This is a genomic window from Flavobacterium sp. ov086, assembly GCF_900187965.1.
Classification (GTDB): domain Bacteria; phylum Bacteroidota; class Bacteroidia; order Flavobacteriales; family Flavobacteriaceae; genus Flavobacterium.
In genome coordinates this window covers 80,793-99,579 of sequence record NZ_FZNL01000022.1, presented here as the reverse complement: position 1 = coordinate 99,579, position 18,787 = coordinate 80,793, and the positions used below count along the sequence as shown (strand labels likewise).

Sequence of the window (18,787 nt, the reverse complement as noted above, 5' to 3'; positions counted from 1 at the left end):
TTTGCAAGAAATACATCGCGAACTTTGCGTATCCCGATAGCTATCGGGATTGTGTTCTTTACGGTTAAATAACTCTTATAAATTAAAAGAAGCTCCTAAACTAAAAGTAGTTTGATTATTTAAATGATCGAATACACCATCATTATTACCATATTTTGCGATTGGGAATCCAATTTCTGTGAAAACACCAAATCCGTCAGTAAAGAAATAACGACCACCAACGTGACCACCAAAATTATGTAATCCTAAACTTAAACCTGGATAAACGTCTAATTGGTCAACACCAATAACGCTGCTTAAATTAGCATTAATTCTTGCTTTAGCATCAAAACGATCACTGAAATCAGGTTTGTAATCATTATAAGAATTATCGTGATAGAAACCATTAAAATTATCAACGCCTAATAAATAATTAGTAACAAAACCAAAAGAGAAATTTTCTCCTAAACCAAAATCCACTGATCCCTGAATTCCTGAACCACCGTCTTGAAGGTTAGCGCCTACGTTAACTTTAATATCTCCTTTTCCTTTAAAGGCCTGTTGTGCTTGTACAAATCCAAATGATGCTAAAAACAAAAGTGTGATGATCTTTTTCATAAACTTAAATATTAATTATTTTTTTTAAAGTGCAAAAATAGTTTTTTATAGATTAATTCCTACCTTTTTCGTCAAAATACAATTCATTTAACGGTTCGCTTTGCCAGAATTCTTTGGTTTCGACATTCAATATTGTGAGCGGACCTCTAAAGGCGGCACCAGTATCTACATTCCAAACATTGGCTTTTTGTACCGGAACAGTTTCGCCAATTCGGGTTACAGGGGTGTGACCAATAAAGATTTCTTTGTATAAGGTAAAGCGTTTAGGATAAAACATGTCGCCCTCTTTTAGATTTGGATCTAATGAAAGTGCAGTTTCCCATAGCGTTCTGTCCCAGAAGAATAATTTTGGGAAATATTCATAAGTGATACCATTAACGTTTGTAAAGCCGGCATGAATATATAAACGATTTTCTTCGTCCAGATAATAATCTTCCAGTGATTCTAAAAACGCAATATGAATTTTGATTGTTTCTTCGCTTACTTTTTGGTATGCCAATACCGTTGCTTCACCACCATGTTTGTACCACGAAGTTTCGTCAATTTCTTCGGTTTCGTTTCTAAACCACGACAACAATAGATCATCGTGATTTCCTTTAATGCAAATACAGTTCTGCTTGCTTTTTAAGTCAATTAGGTAGTCAATTACTTGTGGCGACTGGCTCCATCCATCCACATAATCACCTAAAAATATGAGAGTATCTTCAGTCGTAATTTCGGCTCTTTTCATCACTTGCTCAAGTGCGCGTAATCCACCATGTATGTCGCCTATAACAAATGTTCGCATTTTATTTTATTTCGTGTAGAAGTACAAAAATAAAGAAAATGATTTGTTTAAGATCATTAAGTTGAGAATCTTTAAAAATTGATACGATTTATAACTATAGCGACGTTCTTTTTATTGCTTTTACTGTTTAAATTTGCATAATGTCAGATGCACCTACATATCGAAAAATTATCCATATTGACATGGATGCTTTTTATGCTTCGGTAGAGCAGATGGATAATCCGGCTTTACGTGGAAAACCCGTTGCTGTTGGTGGTTCAGAGAATAGAGGAGTAGTTTCGGCGGCAAGTTACGAAGCCCGAAAATTTGGTGTCCGAAGTGCCATAAGTGGAGTTTTGGCAAAAAAGTATTGTCCTGAAATCATTTTTGTCCGTCCAAGATTTGATCGGTATAAAGAGATTTCGAATAAAATTCATGAAATCTTTCACGATTATACAGATTTGGTTGAGCCACTTTCGCTTGACGAGGCTTATCTTGATGTAACACAAAATAAAAAAGGAAATCCAAGCGCGAGTTTATTGGCACAGGAAATCAGAATGCGAATTTTGAATGAAGTTGGATTATCAGCTTCAGCGGGAATTTCGATTAATAAATTCGTAGCTAAAATTGCCAGTGATGTCAACAAACCAAATGGACAAAAAACGGTAAATCCGGATGAAGTTGAAGCTTTTTTAGAAGAATTACCTATTAGAAAGTTTTATGGAGTTGGAAAAGTAACGACGGAGAAAATGTACCAATTAGGGATTTTTACGGGAACAGATCTTAAAAGTAAAACGGAGGAATTTCTGGAGAAGCATTTCGGGAAATCCGGGGCGTTTTATTATAAAGTAGTTCGCGGAATTCATAATAGCGAAGTAAAATCGGATCGTATTACCAAATCTGTTGCGGCGGAACATACTTTTGACGTGAATTTATCTTCGGAAATTTTTATGTTGGAACAACTGGACAGAATTGCTATTTCATTAGAAAAACGATTAAAAAAGCATAATATATCTGGAAAGACGGTAACGCTTAAGATTAAATACAGCGACTTTACCCAACAAACCAGAAGCAAAACATTGCCTTATTTTATTTCAGATAAAAGTCTGATTTTCGAAACAGTAGAAGAATTACTGTATCAGGAACGTATGAGAGACTCGGTCCGATTGCTCGGAATTTCTTTGAGTAATCTTAATACCGAAGAAAAGAAAGCTGTTGTGGTACAGCTTAAATTTGCCTTCTGATTTGATTAATGTATTATTAAAATTATAAAATTTTATGCTTTTGTGACGAATTTTCTTTCTATCTTTGAGAGAGACGTTATATTAACATCAATCATTTATAATGAAAGCCAATAAATTTGAAGAAGCTTCTAATCGAAATTCACTGCCAATTATGACATGGGAATTTCATTGTGAATATTTAAGAGAATTGAAGGCTGCTTTGACTGATTTGAAGAAAGTAAAAAAGATTTCGGATCAATTTGCCTGGAATGACGTTAATATTGATATTAAAGACAGAATTCAGGACGAAGTTGTGTTAGTCACAGATTTGGACCTGAAAATTATTTTTGCGTCAAATAGGATTAAAAGAATGACAGGTTATAAAGAAGAGGAAGTTCTTGGAAAAACACCAAAAATCTTTCAGGGACCAATGACTTGTAAAATTGCTGTAGAAGAAATGAGAGAAGCAATTAAATTGCAGATTCCGTTTGAAAAAACAATTCAGAACTATAAAAAAGATGGCCGAATGTATAAATGTAAAATTAATGCTTCACCAGTTTTCAATGTAAAAGGAAAATTGACACATTTTATAGCTTTCGAAAAAGATTTAAGCGCATAGTTTTAAATTTAACCGCAAAGTACGCTAGGATTTACACAAAGTGCACAAAGTATAAAAAAAAAACAAAACCGCCTTTTGGGCGGTTTTTATATTTAAAAAAACTTAGAACCTCAGTAACTTAGTACCTCAGAACCTAAGAATTAAAGATTTTCAAAGAAATCATTTCCTTTATCATCTGTGATGATAAAAGCAGGGAAGTCTTTAACGGTAATTTTACGAACCGCTTCCATTCCTAATTCTTCAAAATCGACAACTTCAACTTTTAGGATATTATCCTGAGCCAAAATTGCAGCAGGACCACCAATAGAACCTAGGTAGAATCCGCCATATTTATGACAAGCATCTGTAACTTGTTTCGTACGGTTTCCTTTTGCAAGCATAATCATACTACCGCCATGTTTCTGGAATTCATCAACATAAACGTCCATACGTCCTGCGGTTGTTGGTCCAAAACTTCCAGAAGCCATTCCTTCCGGAGTTTTTGCTGGTCCAGCGTAATACACTGGATGATTTTTAAAATATTCCGGCATTGGTTTTCCGGCTTCCAATAGTTCCATGATTTTTGCGTGAGCAATATCACGGGCAACAATTACAGTTCCATTTAATTTCAAGCGAGTTTTAATGGGATATTGACTCAATTTAGCCAAAATATCAGCCATTGGCATATTCAGATCAATTTCTACAGGAGCTTCTAAATGTGGCGCTGTTTCCGGTAAAAATTGTTTTGGGTTTACTTCTAATTGTTCAACGAAGATTCCGTCTTTAGTAATTTTTCCTTTGATATTTCTATCAGCAGAACACGAAACGCCTAATCCAACTGGACAAGAAGCTGCGTGACGCGGCAAACGAATTACACGAACGTCATGCGTGAAATATTTTCCTCCAAATTGAGCACCAATCGCACTTTCCTGACAGATTTTCTGAACTTTTGTTTCCCATTCTATATCACGAAAAGCCTGACCAGCCATATTTCCAGAAGTAGGTAAGTGGTCGTAATATCCTGCAGAAGCTTTTTTAACTGCACTTAGATTTGCTTCCGCAGAAGTTCCTCCAATTACTAAAGCTAAATGATATGGTGGACAAGCCGAAGTTCCTAAATCTTTGATTTTTGCTCGAACGAAAGCATCCATAGATTTTTCATTCAATAAAGACTTTGTTTGTTGGTATAAGTATGTTTTATTTGCAGATCCACCGCCTTTTGCCATGAATAAAAACTCATAAGAAGTTCCTTTTTTAGCATAAATATCAATTTGCGCCGGAAGATTCGAACCCGAATTCTTTTCTTCAAACATCGAAATCGGAACAATCTGTGAGTAACGTAAATTACGTTTTTGATACGTGTTGAAAATTCCTCTGCTCAACCATTCAGCATCATCAACACCTGTAAAGATGCTTTCTCCTTTTTTTGCCATAACAATCGCAGTTCCGGTGTCCTGACAGCTTGGTAGCTGACCTTCGGCAGCAACAGATGCATTTTGAAGTAAATTATAAGCAACAAAACGGTCATTGTCCGTTGCTTCTGGATCGTCAAGGATGTTACGTAGTTTTTGTAAATGTGTCGTTCTTAGCATGAACGAAACATCTGTTAAGGCTTCTTCGGCCAATAATTCTAGTCCTTTTGGATCAACGGTCAAAACTTCGCGTTCTCCAAATTGCTCTACTTTTACAAAATCAGAAGTAATTTTGCGGTATTGCGTATCATCCTTTAAAATAGGATAAGGGTCTTGGTATATAAAATCAATCATTGCTTTGTTTTTTACAAAGTTAGAAATTATTTACCGAAGAAAGAATTTGAATAAGGACAGTTTTAAGTGTTTATTTTTGATTGTGAAAGGCATCAAAACTCATTTTTTTCTCGAAATAGGTCTTGTCTTTTGCCGAAAGAAGCTGCTTTTTGTATCTATTTCCGCTTAAGCGAAAAACAATTGAATCTGAATGTGTAGCGGTTCCCATGTTTTCATCATTATCATCAGGCTCAAAAGAAACTGTTTTGCAGTAGAATGATTCAGGATTTGCTTTTCCATCAGGATTTTCAAATTCTACCCAACTTCCCCAACCGCTATCAGACATCGTATACCAATCATAAACCAATTGTATATCACTGTTTTTTAAATAATATAAATAATGGTTTTGATTATAACCGCAAGCAGGATATCCAAAACTAATTTGTATAAAAGGAGAATTTTTGGCATTTTGTGTTCCTAATCCATACAAAGCCGACCATTCTGATCCTTTATCAATTCCTTTAATAGTAATTTTTGAAGTAGTTGTTTTGGTTTTATTCTGATAAAAATCAAGCTGATATTTTGCCGTCACAATACTGTCTTTATCCGCTTTCTGATCTACAAGGTGGGCCAGAATATAATTTTCCTCTGATGTTTCGCCATAATCAGCAATAGAAATTGTATCTGTTTTTAAGAAATTATCTTTTGGTGCAATCGCTTCTGTTTTCGGTTTCGGGGTTGTGGCGATTGCCTGATCTACTGACTTTGGTTTTTGACAACTAATTAAAACAAATAAGATAAAAAGGGCTTGTGTTTTCATTTTGGGTGGTATTTATTTTCCTAATTTAAACTGGACTGAAGTCCAGCTCTACAAAATAATTTGTTCCTTCGGAACTTTGAAAAATTGGCTTTTAGCGTGTGTTGTATTTGATCTAAGAAACAATATGTTTTTCCTCAACTTCAAAAAAAGAAGCCATCGGCTACGATTTATATTGTAGGGCTGGACTTTAGTCCAGTTTATGTAAAGATTGGTTATATTAAATTTTCAAAAACACATCTTTTATCAAAATCAACATTGTATTTATTTAAAAAAGAGGAATATTCATCTTTGAAATTTTGTTTTTTATGGTGCGCCTCTTGATTTGCAATGTATTTATATACGGCATCAATATGAGATTTGCTATAAGAGAAAACGCCGTAACCTTCCTGCCATTCAAATTTGCATTTTGTCAATTGATGATCATTTATAAATCTAGAAGACTTTCCTTTTACAATTCTCATTAATTCTGAAATAGAAATGGTCGGTTTAAGGCCTAAAAGACAATGAACATGATCTTCTGTTCCGTTTACTATGATGGTTTTACAACCTGTTTCATTTATTAAATTTCCAATTACACTTAGTATTTTAGATTTGCATTCATTATTAATAAGTGCTCCTCTATATTTTACAGCAAAAACGGCCTGAATGTAAACTTGATGATATGTATTTGACATTTTATATTTATTGAAACGATTTAAATTCTTACAATAATACAAAATATTCTTACAAAATAATTATTAACTCATATATTCCAAACCGGACTGAAGTCCGGCCTTACAATATAAATCGTTCCTCCGGAACTTAAAAAGAGCCATAGGCTCAATATATATTGTAGGGCTGGACTTCAGTCCAGTTTAACAATATAATGGCCGGATTGAAATCCGGTTTTACGTAACGCATATCAATCATATTTTTAAAAAAACCACGTCGCCACAAAAATCGCTGTAATTACACAAATGACATCCACCAAAAGCATTGTGCCTAAAGCGTATCGTGTATTTTTAATATTAACAGAACCAAAGTAAACAGCGATTACATAAAAAGTACTTTCTGCACTGCATTGAAAAATACTACTCAATCTTCCCGTTAAGGAATCTGCTCCAAAAGTATTCATCGAGTCAATCAAAAATCCTCGTGATCCCGCCGAACTAAAAGGTCTAAGCATTGCAACGGGTAAGGCATCGGTGATTTGTTTGTTAACACCCATATTGGAGAAAACAAAAGCAATACCATCACTAATGATTTCAAACAAACCACTATTTCTGAATAGCGAAATAGCAACTAACATTCCTAAAACATAAGGAAAAATGGTAACTCCTGTTTTAACTCCATTATTTGCTCCAACTACGAAAGCATCAAAAACGGTAGTGTTTGCATCGGTAAATTTCTTTTCGTGTATGAAGGAGAAAATCAGCGTAGCTACAATAATTCCAATTAATATTAATCCCGAAAGATTAGAAGTGAAATAATTTTTTCCAATTAAATCCAAATGGTTTACATACATCAACAAACCAACAATGGCGGCGATTAATACCATTAAGGCAATAATAAGTGAAGCACTTTTGAAATTGATTTTTTGTTTGATTCCAACAATTAAAAAAGCTGCAATTGTACCAATAAACGAAGTTATAATACACGGAAGCATTACATCTGCCGGGTTACTTGCATTTGCTGCAGCGCGATATCCAATAATCGAAGTTGCGATTAAAGTTAAACCTGAAGCATGAAGACACATAAACATAATTTGTGCATCACTTGCTTTGTCTTTATCGGGGTTTATTTCTTGTAAACTTTCCATTGCTTTTAGACCAAACGGAGTTGCAGCAGAATCTAATCCTAAGAAATTAGCGGCAAAGTTTAGGGTCATATACGATATTGAAGGATGATTTTTTGGGATACTAGGAAACACTTTTACAAAAACCGGACTCAAGGCTTTGGCTAATTTTCCGGAAACTCCAGAAATGATTAAAAGTTCCATCAATCCACAGAAAAAGGCTAAATACGCCATTAATGGTAAAATTAAATCCAGTAAAGTCGTTTTACAGGTTGGTAATAAACCATCTGATTTTTGAACTCCGCTATAAATTTTTACAGTTTTGTTTTTATAAACATACGTTGTATCGGGATTAAGCGTATCACGATTGATAATCATCGTTTGATCCGGCGCTTTTTTGATGCTGTCTTTGATAAAAGCGGGAAGTTGTTCCGCATACTTTTCTGAAATCAGAATCGGATCGTCTTTTTTTCCATTCAAAACATAATCAATGGTATAAGTATTGGCAGTAAACAAGCTGATTATAACAAAGATAATCGACGAAATAAAAATAGTTAACCAAAATCTACTTAATACCATAGCGCTGTTTTTTTTTGTAAATGTAATTATTTAGCAATAAAATGCACAAAGAATTTGCCGATGAAACCCGAAGAATTTATCAGAAAATGGAATGTTTTCGCGAAAAACGGATTTATTCGATAGTAATTTTTGTCTCGAGATAGTTTTCAAAAGCTTTAATCCCTTCAAACAGAATTGCTTTTTTATGACTTTCGGTTCCATGAAAAAACTGCGTTTCTATTTTAGCGTGATCTTTTTTAATGGTTCTTTTCCAGATTCCAATTACTTTTCCGTTTTCGAGAATAATCGGTTTGAAGATTCCATTATTGGTAAAAGCTTTTGATTGATGTTCTGATAAAATTGAAGCTTCTCGAGTTTTATACGAAATCAAGATCTCATCAAAAGCGGGAAGAAAATGTACGCTTTCGCGGAAGTTAGAATCTTTAGAAATATCATTTCCAAACCAATACTTCTGGTTTTCAATCTCAATAGAATTCAATTGCAACTCTATTGCGTTAATAGCTAATTTGCATGTAGTTGGCGGAAAACCTGACCACCACGAAAAGTCAGTGAGTGTAGCAGGGCCGTGGCTTTCGAAGTATCGTTTGGCTAATTTTGAAAGCGCTTCTTCTTTCGTTAATTTGGATTTTGGTTTAGAAACTCTTTCTTCAAGTAAGGCATAAGTGATTTGTTTTCCTTTCATTTTTCCATTACAGACCAAACCATCCAATTCGGCATTCATCATAATGGCCGCACTCAAAAAATCTTCGCTTGAACTTTTTTTGATGTTGAGTTCCTGCATGATTTCGTCACGTGTCAAATGATTATTGCCTGTTAGTAGTTTTTCGATTTTAGTATTAACCTGATTAAATTTCTTTTCATCATAACCATATTTTTTACCGGCCGAAGCAGTAAATCGTTTGACCTGTGGTGCCGAAAGATCCAGCATCCAATAAATATCATCGGAAGCAACAAAATGCCAGGTTGGTCTTAAAATATGAGTTCTAATAATTTTGGCTGAATTTATGGCCTCTTCAATTACTTTTTCAGAAGAATCACAACGAGAACCAATCGCCCATTTTGCCATCGCATAATCTTGTGCTTGCATGGCGCCCAAATGCTGTACAATTTCTTGTGGTGAACATGGAGTTGTTTTATAAAGCTTTTGCGAAGCCAGTCTATAATGTGAGATTTCCGGATGTGTCATTTTCTAAAAAAATTAAACCATATAAGTTATATAAGTTCATGAACCTTTGTATCTCTGTAATTTTGAACCTTTGCAACTAAAAATCAAACCATATAAGTGATATAAGTTCATTTTAGCTTTGTTCCTTAGTACCTGTGAACCTTTGTACCTCTAGTTAAACATGAATAATTTCATCGTCAATCAATAAATCTTCCCGACGTAAACGAAGGAAAACCTGCGCTACGGCGATTGTATCTTTTTCACAATACGTTATAATTCGGTCGATATCTTTTTCGACATAATACACGTGACCAACCTGACTTCCGTCGATATCGCCTTTTGGCGATGGAACTCCGAGAATCTTAGTCAGTAATTTTAAAGACGTAAAGTGTTTATAATCGCCAAACTTCCATAATTCTAAAGTATCCAAATGTGCAATTTCCCAAGGTTTTTTTCCAAATAAATTCAGTTTGTCCGGAATTGCAATTTGGTTAATGATCATTCTTCTGGCGATAAACGGAATATCAAATTCCTTTGCGTTATGTCCGCATAAAAGATGTTGAGGCTGATTGAAGTGATTGTTCAGTAAATTATTGAAGTCACGAAGAATCTTCTTTTCATCGCCAAAGAACGATGTTACACGAAAATTTCTGACATCGCCTTTAATCGTGAAATATCCAACAGAAATGCAGATGATTTTTCCGAATTCGGCCCAAATTCCGGCACGATCGTAAAATTCTTCCGGTGTAAAATCGTCTTTTCTTTGATATTGCGTTTTATGATCCCAAAGCGATTGCATTTCCGCATCAAGTGAATTAAAATTCTCTTCTTCAGGAACGGTTTCTATATCCAGAAACAAAATGTTGTTGAGGTTTATTTTTTCAATCATAATTTTTGCCACGAATTGCATGAATTAACACTAATTCTTTGTGTAGATAAATGTACACAAATTCATTTTAAAATAAGAAATAACTTATAAATTAAAGACAAGGATCTTTTGCCACGAATTTCACCAATTTTCGCTAATTCCTAGTTTGTTAGTAACTAATTTTAATTTGTGTTAATTAGTGAAATTCGTGGCAAAAAAACTAAAACAAACTTTGTTGTGTTGTTGGGTTCTCATGTTCAAGCAGCCATTTTTTGCGTGGCAAACCTCCGGCATAACCGGTTAAAGATCCATTTGTGCCAATCACACGATGACAAGGAACTACAATCCATAACGGATTTTTACCATTTGCTGATGCAACAGCGCGAATAGCTTTTATATCACCCAGTTTTTTAGTCTGGTCCATGTAGCTTATCGTTTTTCCGTATGGAATTTCTAACAGCGATTTCCATACTTTCTGCTGAAATTCGGTGCCTTTTGGGTTTAGTTTGAAGCTGAAATCGGTTCTTTTTTTATCAAAATATTCCTGAAGCTGCAAAACGGCTTCTTTCAAAACATCTGGAATCTCCTGTGAAATCTCATTTGTTCCAACATCTGAAACAGAAATTACAGAAACGCCATCGTCGTCTCCAACGATTTTGGTGATTCCTAAAGGCGAATTGATATAAGCTGTTTCCATAGTTTTAGTTTTGATCGCAAAGAATGCAATCCCGATAGTCATCAGGATACGCAAAGTTCGCAATTTTATTTAAATCGTATAAGTGATGTAAGTAAATTTAAGTTTTGTGTCAATTCTACCAGCCACCGCCTCCACCGCCACCTCCACCTCCTCCGGAGCTTCCACCGCCAGAACTTCCGCTGCTGGAAGAACTCGAAGATGAAGTATAAGTATCATAAAAGTGGGTTATGTTCAGATACGAAAAGCCAACAGAACCATCGCTGGTTTTTATCCAGTTGCTGGTGTAGTTTAAACTTTTTAAGGCTTCAGCAAATTTTAGATTCCATTCTTCTTCAATGCCCAATGCAAAAGCGTATGGTAGATTTTCTTCGTAAGCGCTTATAATGTTAGTACGTTGTTCTACGGGATAATTTAGTAATTGCTGTTTGAATTTTTCAATTTGAACTTTTGTAATAATTCCCAGTTTAGTATAAGAATTAATTAGGCTAAGAAATATTGTAAAACCTGTAACGATTAAAAATATAACTAGTGCATTTAGAGCCGAATAGTTTTTGTCGACATTTATGGCGAAAAAAGATGCAAAAGTAAAAGCTGCTGGAAAAATGGCTACAATCATACATGGAAATGCTACAGAAAATTGTCTTTTCATAAATGATTTTATAATTACTATAAGCAATATTGCAGTAAGATTTAGAGATGTAAAGCCAACGACAACAAAGATCAAAGCTGTGCCCACTGTTAAGTAACTGTAAGCAACAATTGTTATAATTGTAATTATCGATGCTATTAAAATTTGTTTGAGATTGCTTAAAAAGTAATCTTTTAAATTGTGCTGATTCTTAAGTGATTTCTCAAGCACTGTTTCTGCTTGGCTAAAAACAGTGTAGGATTTAGAATTGATAGCAAAAGTGTCACTTTCCTTAAACAAAACATCTAAAATGGCATTTTCTTCCAATGCTAAATTTGTGTTTTTTGAGCCTTTTACCAGATAATACTCGAATTCCTCTCTCCAGGTTTGAAATCCATTACCGGTAATTTCTATTGCACCCTTAATTGAAAGACTAATTATTGCAACCAGAAGTGTTTTTGAGTTAGAGTATCTCTCTTTTATATATTGCAGTGAAGTTGCGGTATAGTGATTTTTTATATCAATGAATTCATTGCTTTCATTTGAAACTAAAGGATCTTCACCATACTTTTTCCACGAGAAATAATAAAAAAGCAAGCAAATTGAAACGGCTAGAAGCCCGAGGAATAATTTTTCTGCAGAGACAAATTCTTCTATTTTATAATGTGGCAAGAAGAAGGGTTGATGAACAATTCCCTTTGGAAATCCAACCGCTACAGTAAAACCTTCTTCTTTTTTTAGATTTTTTGAAGTAAAATAAACCGAAGTTCCTCCAATTTTTGAATCACATTCACTTTGCTTCGATCCTAAAACACCAGTATAACAATGAGTTTGCAATACAGATGCTCCGTTTGGTAGAATTACTTTTGCAGATACATTTTCGATATCAAACTGCCAATAGTTTCCAGTTATATTCCAATAAACTTCGTCAAAATCATTATACGAATGTATTTGTGCTTCAACCTCATAAGTTAGTTTGTAGGTGTAAATTCCTTCGCTAAGAGAAAGATCTTTATCGCCAATATAAATCTTGAAATTTTCGCCATCTAGATCTGTGTGATAAGGCTCTTTAATCCAGTCTTTGGTAACATTCAAGATTGTATAAAAATTATTTCTGGAGACTTTCGAGGAATAGTTTTTCATCGGAAGTTGACGAAAGATACCGTGATCTATTTCTTGTTGTGCGGCATAAACGGTAATAGTTTCAGTAACAACAATGTTTCCGTTTTCCTTAATAAGAATGTCAGCATGAAATTGTTTTATTCTTTCCGTACGTTCATGTTCCTCTGTAAGTGTTGAATCAGTTTGACTAAAACATTGGGATAATGAAAGTAATACTAAACTGAGAGTGAATAGAAACCTGAAATGTCTTATCATGAAAGAAGTTATTTTGCGAAGTGAAAATAAGAATTTTGTTTCTAAACCATGTAAGTTATGTAAGTGAATTTAAGTTTTATCTTTTTAACGTAAAGTTCGCAAAGGTTTTACGCAAAGTCTGCAAAGTTTGTTGTTATTGCATTTTACTTTGGAGATCACAAAGCTTTGCGGTTTGGAACTTTTATCACTTATATGGTTTAATAATTCTCCAGTCTAAATTGGTAATTTAAACTGGTTTCTATCTTTTCGCTTGAAATAGTTTTCTTGATATTCGATTTTTCAAGACTGAATTTTGGTAAAACTAAGTTCAGTTCCTTTGCTTGTTGCGTATAATATTCCTCCCGACTTGGATGAAAAGGCGCAACGGCATTAAAAACTTCATTCCATTTTGATTGATTAATGATCATTTCGATCATTCTGATGCAATCATTTTGATGAATTAAATTTACTGGAGCGTCAGGGTTTTCAAGGTTTTCTTTTCCTGCAAGAAATTTTACGGGATGACGATCTTCGCCAATTAATCCACCGAAGCGCAAAATTGTGGTTTCGAAGTTTTTATTTTTTTGAAGAATCGCTTCCGCTAAAAGCAATTGTTTACCGCTTTCTGTTTCAGGATTCGGAATAGTTTCTTCGGTAATAATCCCGTTTTCATTGCCATAAACTGCGGTTGAACTTACAAAAAGTACTTTTTTTATGGTAGATTTTTCTATAAACGGAATTAGATTTTGAATTTTTTCAACGAAAACCTTTCGGGAAGAATCATCGTTATTTCCTCTCAATTTTGGTGGAATGTCAATAATCAGGATTTCGCTTTTAGCCAAAAAAGAAGTTGTACTTTCAGAAACACTTTCGCTTTCAAGCGCCACCAAAAATGAATTTATACCGGCGTTTTCAAGAATAGAAAGTTTATCTTCAGAAGTGGTAGATCCGTTTACTGAATAACGCTTTTTTGCGATTAAGCTTTTCGCCAAAGGTAAACCCAACCAGCCGCAGCCTAAAATACTTATTTGTGTCATTTTTTATTTTGAAGGTTCAAAGGTACAGAGGTTCAGAGTGACAAAGATTTAAAACTTTGTCTTTTTCTTTGCGACTTCGCACCTTTGCGAGATTAAATTTTAAGCATTGATGATTACAAATCTAGCGTAAAACGAATTTTGTCTTTTCCTTTTCCGCCAATTCTGTTGTAGAATTTTATAGCTCTTTCGTTAAATTCCGGTGTTTGCCATTGTATGTTGACGCAGTTTTTCTCCGTTCCAATTTGTTTTAGTTTTTCGATTAGAATTTCACCAATTCCAAGACCTCTAGTTTCTTCTTCCAGAAACAAACAATCCATGTAGATAAAAGTTGCTGCATTCCAAGTCGAAAAATCAAAAGTATAAGAAACGTAACCTACAATTGTCTCTTTTGTGGCAACTACCAAAGAATGTAGTTTTGGATTTTCGTCAAACAAAGCTTTTTTTAAACCTTCTTCTTTTCCTTCGGGAGAATAAGCTGCTTTTTCGTATTCAGCATGTTTTTGGCATAAAACAACGAGTTTTGGTAGATCAGATACTTCGCAGTTTCTTATTGAATATTCCATTGCAGATTGATTTCGTTTTGTAAAAAGGTTATAAAATGATGAAAATAGTCGGGATATTGCTCGTTTTCTCTAATGGCGATAAAGTGTTTTCTTTTTAAGCCGTTTTTCCCAATTTTAATGGCTTTTATGGGATTGTTTTTCAAATGTGGTAACAATGCCCATTTTGCCATAGACATTACGCCCATATCTGCTTTTACCATTTCTAGAGACGCTTCGGTCAACGGGAGAGGAGTGATCTTTTTGGGAGTTACTTTGGCTGGAGCCAAAACAAATTGGTGAATCGTCACAGTTTCCATCGGAAGGGAATGAATCAGTAAATGTTCGTTGATAAAATCCTCGGCAACAACGTATTTTTTATCCGCCCAAGCGTGATTTTCAGAAACCGCCATAACTACTTCGTCCTGAAAAAGCTCAATGTATTTGATGTTATTATCTCTGATTTGATCGCTTATAATCGCAATATCGATTGTGTTTTCTAATAATTTTTGTAATGGAATATGTGTGGCTTCGGTTATAATTTTCAATTCTACATTTGGATACAAATTATGGAATTGTTTTAAAACCGGTGGCAACCAGTGATAACTCGAATAACATTCGGTACTAATTCTGATTTCGCCATGTTCGCCATAAACCATTTGTTTGATTTGCGATTGTGTTTGAGATAGTTTGTCCAGAATTTCATTGGCAAGTTCGTAGATTTTCTCGCCTGCTTTAGTCAAAACCAGTTTTTTGTTTGTCCTCAGAAAAATGGGAGTTCCCAATTGGTATTCGGCTTCTTTAAGTTGATGACTCAGAGCCGATTGTGTCAAATGCAATTTGTCAATTGCTTTGGTAATGCTTCCTTCTTCGACAATTGCCTTTATTAATTTTAAATGACGGATTTCCATTTTTGAGGATTTGTATACAAAGTAACGAAATTTAGGAATGGTTTTTCTATGAAAAAAAGTAATCAAAGTGATGAATTCTTTTCGTTTTTATGGAAAGTGGTGTTAGAGTACTTTTGAATCAACGAAATCATTAAAACTATAAAAAAATGGAAGCACAAATTAAACATTATGAGAATAAATTAGCCTTCGAAATGGATCCGTCTGATTTATTTGATGCTTTGAATAATGGAGAAAAAGTAATTGTAATTGATGCCAGAAAAGCATTTGGGTTTGAGGCAGAATATATCCCAACGGCGATTAATATTCCTCATCGGGAAATGACGATCGAGAATACAAGCCACTTAGACAAAGAGATTTTGTATGTGACGTATTGCGACGGAATTGGTTGCAATGCTTCGACAAAAGGAGCATTGAATATGGCAAAACTTGGTTTTAAAGTAAAAGAATTAATTGGCGGAATAGAGTGGTGGAAGTTTGATGGTTATGCCACCGAAGGCACAAAAGGAGTAAAAACGGGTTTGAAAATTGAATGTGCCTGTTAATTTTCTAGGTACAAAGGTTCAAAGTTACAAAGGTTTTCAAGGTATTCTAAAAAACAAAAAGCACTATAAAAATAGTGCTTTTTTAAACCTTTGTGCCTTTGAACCTTTAAGCCTAATTTTAAGATTCGATCAAAGCTTTTAGAGCTTGAAGAATTGGATTTTCTTCGCCTTGCGGAGCTTCCTGAAGTGCGCCGGGACGATTGTCTTCCTGAATAATTTCTAGTTTTACTTTCTGATTTTCTTCAGATAAAATGTAACTCATTATGAAATAATTCTCCGGTTTATCTTCAAGTTCTGGTCTTGGAAAAAACAAAGAATACTTGATTTTCTGATTCGGAGTAACTTCTAAAACCGTTCCCCATTGTTCAAAAACCTGGCCTTCCCATTCATTTCTAAATCTGATTTCGTTACCAACTTTCCAGTCTGTAATTAAATCGCTTCCGTATTGCCATTGTTTGACCAATTCTGGTTGTGTCAATGTGTTCCAAACTTTTTCTATTGGCGCATTTAGATGGATTGTCGAAATATTTGTTGCCATAACAAGTGTTTTATTGTGGTTTTACAATAGGTTTCAAAGTATCTTTTGCAATAGCTGTACTGTCTTTTACGACTGTTGCAGCTGGAATAGTGGCTACAGGAGCTGTATATTTTTTGATTTTTTGCTGAATTAATACGGCATCGTTCAAAACAAAAGGTGTTGGCATCATCCAGTCGCTTCTAGGTTTTATTTTAAACAACGGATTTGTCATTAAATCAAACGAGCTTTCGATTAAATCCATATCAAAAACAGATGATTTTTTGATGTAGAATTCCATTACAAGCGGCTCATTACCCACAACATAATACGATAAAAGTCGCATTCCTTCTCGCTCTAATTCAATTCCTTTTTGTCCTAAAGTAGAAACACCATTTGCTTTGAAATTATAAAACGTCATTTTAGGATTTGCGTAGATATCGTATCGGTTTACTTTTCGGTTTGGTGTGATTTTTATTTTTAGAAATCTGTTATTTCCAACAACGCTGTCTTGTAAAAATGCTATTGTTGGTTTTGGTACGTCCACAACAGGCGCAATCGCACTATATGTAAAGCCCGAATTGTATTTGCTGGATATTGGCAGGTTGTTTAAGCCAACCGCTTTTTGATTTTTCTCGCCTAGATAACTTTTTGTCCATTCGTCTAAATTTACATCGTATGTTGTCCAGATTGCAGAGTTAGTGTTGGCATTATAAACATACAATAAACTGTTTGATTTTGCTTTTCCGTGTTCATAATCAGAGTGATATCCGGCGTAAGCAAAGAAACCAATCGAAGTAATAAAGAAGACCATTATCCAGACTCCTTTTTTAGCAAAAGAACCAAATATTGGCAGCAATAATCCGAAGGCTAAAACAGTTAGAACGGCACTTCCGTAAAGTATTTTCAAACCTAAACCTATAGGAAACATTACGATAAAAGGCGCTACGATTGCTAAAGCCGGAATTGAGAATAATAAATTTAGTCCTAAGCTGTAATGTTGCGTCAGAACGAATATTCCAAATAACAGAATTCCAAAATAGACCGGAATAATCAGAAAACCTGCTCCGGTTAAGTTATTTGCTAAGAATCCGTTGATGACGATCCAGAGAAGCAGAGGCGCAACAAAATGATTCATTGTAACCTTTGTTTCTGAGAAATGATGGTAGAATGCAAAGCAAATTGCGATGCTAAGTGTTACAAATGCTCCAATGTAAGCATGACCGTTGTAGGTAAAGCCGTTAAGAAGATCTGAATATTGCGGATATATTTGTAATATTATTTTCCATCCTAAAAAGGTAACCAAACCTGCAATAATTATCGATCCAAGTAGTGGTATAAATCCTTTGAAAATTTCGCGGAATGTAATAACACGTTTTGCTTTTCCGATAAAAATAAAGAGAATTAATAATCCTAAAGCAATAACAGTCATAGGAAAAACCCATGCAAACGGATAACTAATAAATGAAAATGGTACGCTAAAGTAAACATCATCATCATCTGAATTTGTAGCGTTTAGATCTGTATTGGCAAAATATTTTAGTAAAGGCATCAAATAAGTTCCCTGATGCGCCAATGTTGTTTTGCTTAAATGCTGAACATCGTCTTGTTGTGTGTGATAATTATAATGTCCGTCTATAAAGGCAAAGTTGAATCCCTGGATGTTTCCTTGTTCTCTAAAAACCGTTAAATCAGTATCATTTGGGAGCATTTTATAAATACTGTACATCAAAGAGTTTGAAACCGGATAAGAAGTCTTTGCTTTGGAGAATTCCTTAACAAGAGCTTCGTTTCCTTTATTGGTTTCCATCAACATATAACTTGGTCCTGAAGAACCTCTGGCTTCAAAGTTGATAACCAATCCAACTTCTTTTGCCCATGGATGTTTGTTTACAAAAAGTGCGGCTCCATTTAGACCCAATTCTTCAGCATCTGAGAAAAGGATTATAATGTCATTTTTGTGAGGTTGTTTAGAATATAAAAAAGCACGAACTCCCTCAAGTATAGTTGCAACGCCAGATGCGTCGTCACTGGCGCCTTTAGAAAAAGAATGTGGTGCACTGTCATAATGCGAAAGCAATAAAAGGGCTTTTGAGTTATTTGTTCCTTTTATACGGGCAAGAATATTTTTTGACTTTACCAGAAGTCCTTTGTCATTGAGGGTAAAACCTTCCTGAACGCTTGTTTCTAATCCAATTCTATTAAGTTCCAGTTTTAGATAATTAGCAACTAATTCATGATTTGTCGAACCTACATAATGAGGTTTTTGTGCAATGATCTCGATTTGATTTAGTGCTCTTTCAGTAGAAAAATCGGCAAGTGCTTCATCATTTTTTGAAATATATTGAGGCATCATCGTTGCGTAAATGATTGCTAGAATTGCTAGAATGCCAATGATGCCGAGAATTGAGGTCTGGTTTTTTTTCAT

The 18,787-nt window shown here is 34.5% G+C and carries 18 protein-coding genes; 3 read left to right on the top strand and 15 right to left on the bottom strand.

What is annotated here, in order from left to right:
- Window positions 1-75: 75 nt before the first annotated feature.
- Both CHB81_RS20920 and CHB81_RS20915 read right to left on the bottom strand, forming a co-directional pair.
- Entirely contained in the window at window positions 76-597 is a 522-nt protein-coding gene (locus CHB81_RS20920) for a DUF6646 family protein (protein ID WP_089353780.1), read from the bottom strand.
- A gap of 52 nt (window positions 598-649) precedes the next feature.
- A complete protein-coding gene (locus CHB81_RS20915; protein WP_089353779.1) occupies window positions 650-1,384 on the bottom strand; it encodes a metallophosphoesterase family protein in 735 nt (244 codons plus the stop codon).
- A 140-nt stretch (window positions 1,385-1,524) separates the two neighbouring features.
- Between CHB81_RS20915 and dinB the strand changes: the two genes are divergently transcribed.
- Window positions 1,525-2,607 (top strand): DNA polymerase IV, encoded by a 1,083-nt coding sequence (gene dinB / locus CHB81_RS20910; RefSeq protein ID WP_089353778.1) that lies wholly within the window; start codon window positions 1,525-1,527, stop codon window positions 2,605-2,607.
- Window positions 2,608-2,707: 100 nt separating this feature from the next.
- Window positions 2,708-3,205 (top strand): PAS domain-containing protein, encoded by a 498-nt coding sequence (locus CHB81_RS20905; RefSeq protein WP_089353777.1) that lies wholly within the window; start codon window positions 2,708-2,710, stop codon window positions 3,203-3,205.
- 140 nt (window positions 3,206-3,345) lie between these two features.
- Here CHB81_RS20905 and CHB81_RS20900 read toward each other — a convergent pair whose 3' ends face one another.
- The 11 genes from CHB81_RS20900 to CHB81_RS20850 all read right to left on the bottom strand — a co-directional run bounded on the left by CHB81_RS20900 (window position 3,346) and on the right by CHB81_RS20850 (window position 15,303).
- Window positions 3,346-4,950 carry a fumarate hydratase gene (locus CHB81_RS20900; RefSeq protein ID WP_089353776.1) on the bottom strand — a complete coding sequence of 535 codons (1,605 nt, stop codon included), beginning with the start codon at window positions 4,948-4,950 and terminating at the stop codon, window positions 3,346-3,348.
- A gap of 70 nt (window positions 4,951-5,020) precedes the next feature.
- Window positions 5,021-5,749 carry a hypothetical protein gene (locus CHB81_RS20895; protein WP_089353775.1) on the bottom strand — a complete coding sequence of 243 codons (729 nt, stop codon included), beginning with the start codon at window positions 5,747-5,749 and terminating at the stop codon, window positions 5,021-5,023.
- Between the two features lie 212 nt (window positions 5,750-5,961).
- Complete coding sequence (gene tnpA / locus CHB81_RS20890; protein WP_089353774.1) at window positions 5,962-6,423, bottom strand: IS200/IS605 family transposase; 462 nt, start codon at window positions 6,421-6,423, stop codon at window positions 5,962-5,964.
- A 239-nt stretch (window positions 6,424-6,662) separates the two neighbouring features.
- On the bottom strand, window positions 6,663-8,102 hold the full coding sequence (locus tag CHB81_RS20885) for a nucleoside recognition domain-containing protein (RefSeq protein WP_089353773.1): 1,440 nt from the start codon (window positions 8,100-8,102) through the stop codon (window positions 6,663-6,665).
- A gap of 112 nt (window positions 8,103-8,214) precedes the next feature.
- Window positions 8,215-9,288 carry a winged helix DNA-binding domain-containing protein gene (locus tag CHB81_RS20880; protein WP_089353772.1) on the bottom strand — a complete coding sequence of 358 codons (1,074 nt, stop codon included), beginning with the start codon at window positions 9,286-9,288 and terminating at the stop codon, window positions 8,215-8,217.
- 154 nt (window positions 9,289-9,442) lie between these two features.
- On the bottom strand, window positions 9,443-10,156 hold the full coding sequence (locus CHB81_RS20875) for a 3'-5' exonuclease (RefSeq protein ID WP_089353797.1): 714 nt from the start codon (window positions 10,154-10,156) through the stop codon (window positions 9,443-9,445).
- Window positions 10,157-10,355: 199 nt separating this feature from the next.
- Window positions 10,356-10,832 (bottom strand): methylated-DNA--[protein]-cysteine S-methyltransferase, encoded by a 477-nt coding sequence (locus CHB81_RS20870; protein ID WP_089353796.1) that lies wholly within the window; start codon window positions 10,830-10,832, stop codon window positions 10,356-10,358.
- Window positions 10,833-10,947: 115 nt separating this feature from the next.
- Window positions 10,948-12,837: a DUF2207 domain-containing protein gene (locus CHB81_RS20865; protein WP_089353771.1), complete on the bottom strand. Its 1,890-nt coding sequence runs from the start codon at window positions 12,835-12,837 to the stop codon at window positions 10,948-10,950.
- 197 nt (window positions 12,838-13,034) lie between these two features.
- Window positions 13,035-13,853, bottom strand: a complete 819-nt coding sequence (locus CHB81_RS20860) for an SDR family oxidoreductase (RefSeq protein ID WP_089353770.1) — start codon at window positions 13,851-13,853, stop codon at window positions 13,035-13,037.
- 113 nt (window positions 13,854-13,966) lie between these two features.
- On the bottom strand, window positions 13,967-14,416 hold the full coding sequence (locus CHB81_RS20855) for a GNAT family N-acetyltransferase (RefSeq protein ID WP_089353769.1): 450 nt from the start codon (window positions 14,414-14,416) through the stop codon (window positions 13,967-13,969).
- Window positions 14,401-15,303 carry a LysR family transcriptional regulator gene (locus CHB81_RS20850; protein WP_089353768.1) on the bottom strand — a complete coding sequence of 301 codons (903 nt, stop codon included), beginning with the start codon at window positions 15,301-15,303 and terminating at the stop codon, window positions 14,401-14,403. Before CHB81_RS20850 ends, CHB81_RS20855 begins: the two co-directional genes overlap by 16 nt.
- A gap of 146 nt (window positions 15,304-15,449) precedes the next feature.
- On the opposite strand from CHB81_RS20850, the gene CHB81_RS20845 reads away from it, so the two are divergent.
- Window positions 15,450-15,845: a rhodanese-like domain-containing protein gene (locus CHB81_RS20845; protein ID WP_089353767.1), complete on the top strand. Its 396-nt coding sequence runs from the start codon at window positions 15,450-15,452 to the stop codon at window positions 15,843-15,845.
- 118 nt (window positions 15,846-15,963) lie between these two features.
- On the opposite strand, the gene CHB81_RS20840 is transcribed toward CHB81_RS20845, so the two are convergent.
- Window positions 15,964-16,383: an SRPBCC family protein gene (locus tag CHB81_RS20840; protein ID WP_089353766.1), complete on the bottom strand. Its 420-nt coding sequence runs from the start codon at window positions 16,381-16,383 to the stop codon at window positions 15,964-15,966.
- Between the two features lie 10 nt (window positions 16,384-16,393).
- Window positions 16,394-18,787, bottom strand: coding sequence for a M28 family peptidase (locus CHB81_RS20835; RefSeq protein ID WP_089353765.1), 2,394 nt, complete (start codon window positions 18,785-18,787; stop codon window positions 16,394-16,396).

Coding starts and splice junctions, on each gene's coding strand:
- CHB81_RS20920 (WP_089353780.1), bottom strand. CDS start 597: ATGAAAAAGATCATCACACTTTTGTTTTTAGCATCATTTGGATTTGTA.
- CHB81_RS20915 (WP_089353779.1), bottom strand. CDS start 1,384: ATGCGAACATTTGTTATAGGCGACATACATGGTGGATTACGCGCACTT.
- dinB (WP_089353778.1), top strand. CDS start 1,525: ATGTCAGATGCACCTACATATCGAAAAATTATCCATATTGACATGGAT.
- CHB81_RS20905 (WP_089353777.1), top strand. CDS start 2,708: ATGAAAGCCAATAAATTTGAAGAAGCTTCTAATCGAAATTCACTGCCA.
- CHB81_RS20900 (WP_089353776.1), bottom strand. CDS start 4,950: ATGATTGATTTTATATACCAAGACCCTTATCCTATTTTAAAGGATGAT.
- CHB81_RS20895 (WP_089353775.1), bottom strand. CDS start 5,749: ATGAAAACACAAGCCCTTTTTATCTTATTTGTTTTAATTAGTTGTCAA.
- tnpA (WP_089353774.1), bottom strand. CDS start 6,423: ATGTCAAATACATATCATCAAGTTTACATTCAGGCCGTTTTTGCTGTA.
- CHB81_RS20885 (WP_089353773.1), bottom strand. CDS start 8,102: ATGGTATTAAGTAGATTTTGGTTAACTATTTTTATTTCGTCGATTATC.
- CHB81_RS20880 (WP_089353772.1), bottom strand. CDS start 9,288: ATGACACATCCGGAAATCTCACATTATAGACTGGCTTCGCAAAAGCTT.
- CHB81_RS20875 (WP_089353797.1), bottom strand. CDS start 10,156: ATGATTGAAAAAATAAACCTCAACAACATTTTGTTTCTGGATATAGAA.
- CHB81_RS20870 (WP_089353796.1), bottom strand. CDS start 10,832: ATGGAAACAGCTTATATCAATTCGCCTTTAGGAATCACCAAAATCGTT.
- CHB81_RS20865 (WP_089353771.1), bottom strand. CDS start 12,837: ATGATAAGACATTTCAGGTTTCTATTCACTCTCAGTTTAGTATTACTT.
- CHB81_RS20860 (WP_089353770.1), bottom strand. CDS start 13,853: ATGACACAAATAAGTATTTTAGGCTGCGGCTGGTTGGGTTTACCTTTG.
- CHB81_RS20855 (WP_089353769.1), bottom strand. CDS start 14,416: ATGGAATATTCAATAAGAAACTGCGAAGTATCTGATCTACCAAAACTC.
- CHB81_RS20850 (WP_089353768.1), bottom strand. CDS start 15,303: ATGGAAATCCGTCATTTAAAATTAATAAAGGCAATTGTCGAAGAAGGA.
- CHB81_RS20845 (WP_089353767.1), top strand. CDS start 15,450: ATGGAAGCACAAATTAAACATTATGAGAATAAATTAGCCTTCGAAATG.
- CHB81_RS20840 (WP_089353766.1), bottom strand. CDS start 16,383: ATGGCAACAAATATTTCGACAATCCATCTAAATGCGCCAATAGAAAAA.
- CHB81_RS20835 (WP_089353765.1), bottom strand. CDS start 18,787: ATGAAAAAAAACCAGACCTCAATTCTCGGCATCATTGGCATTCTAGCA.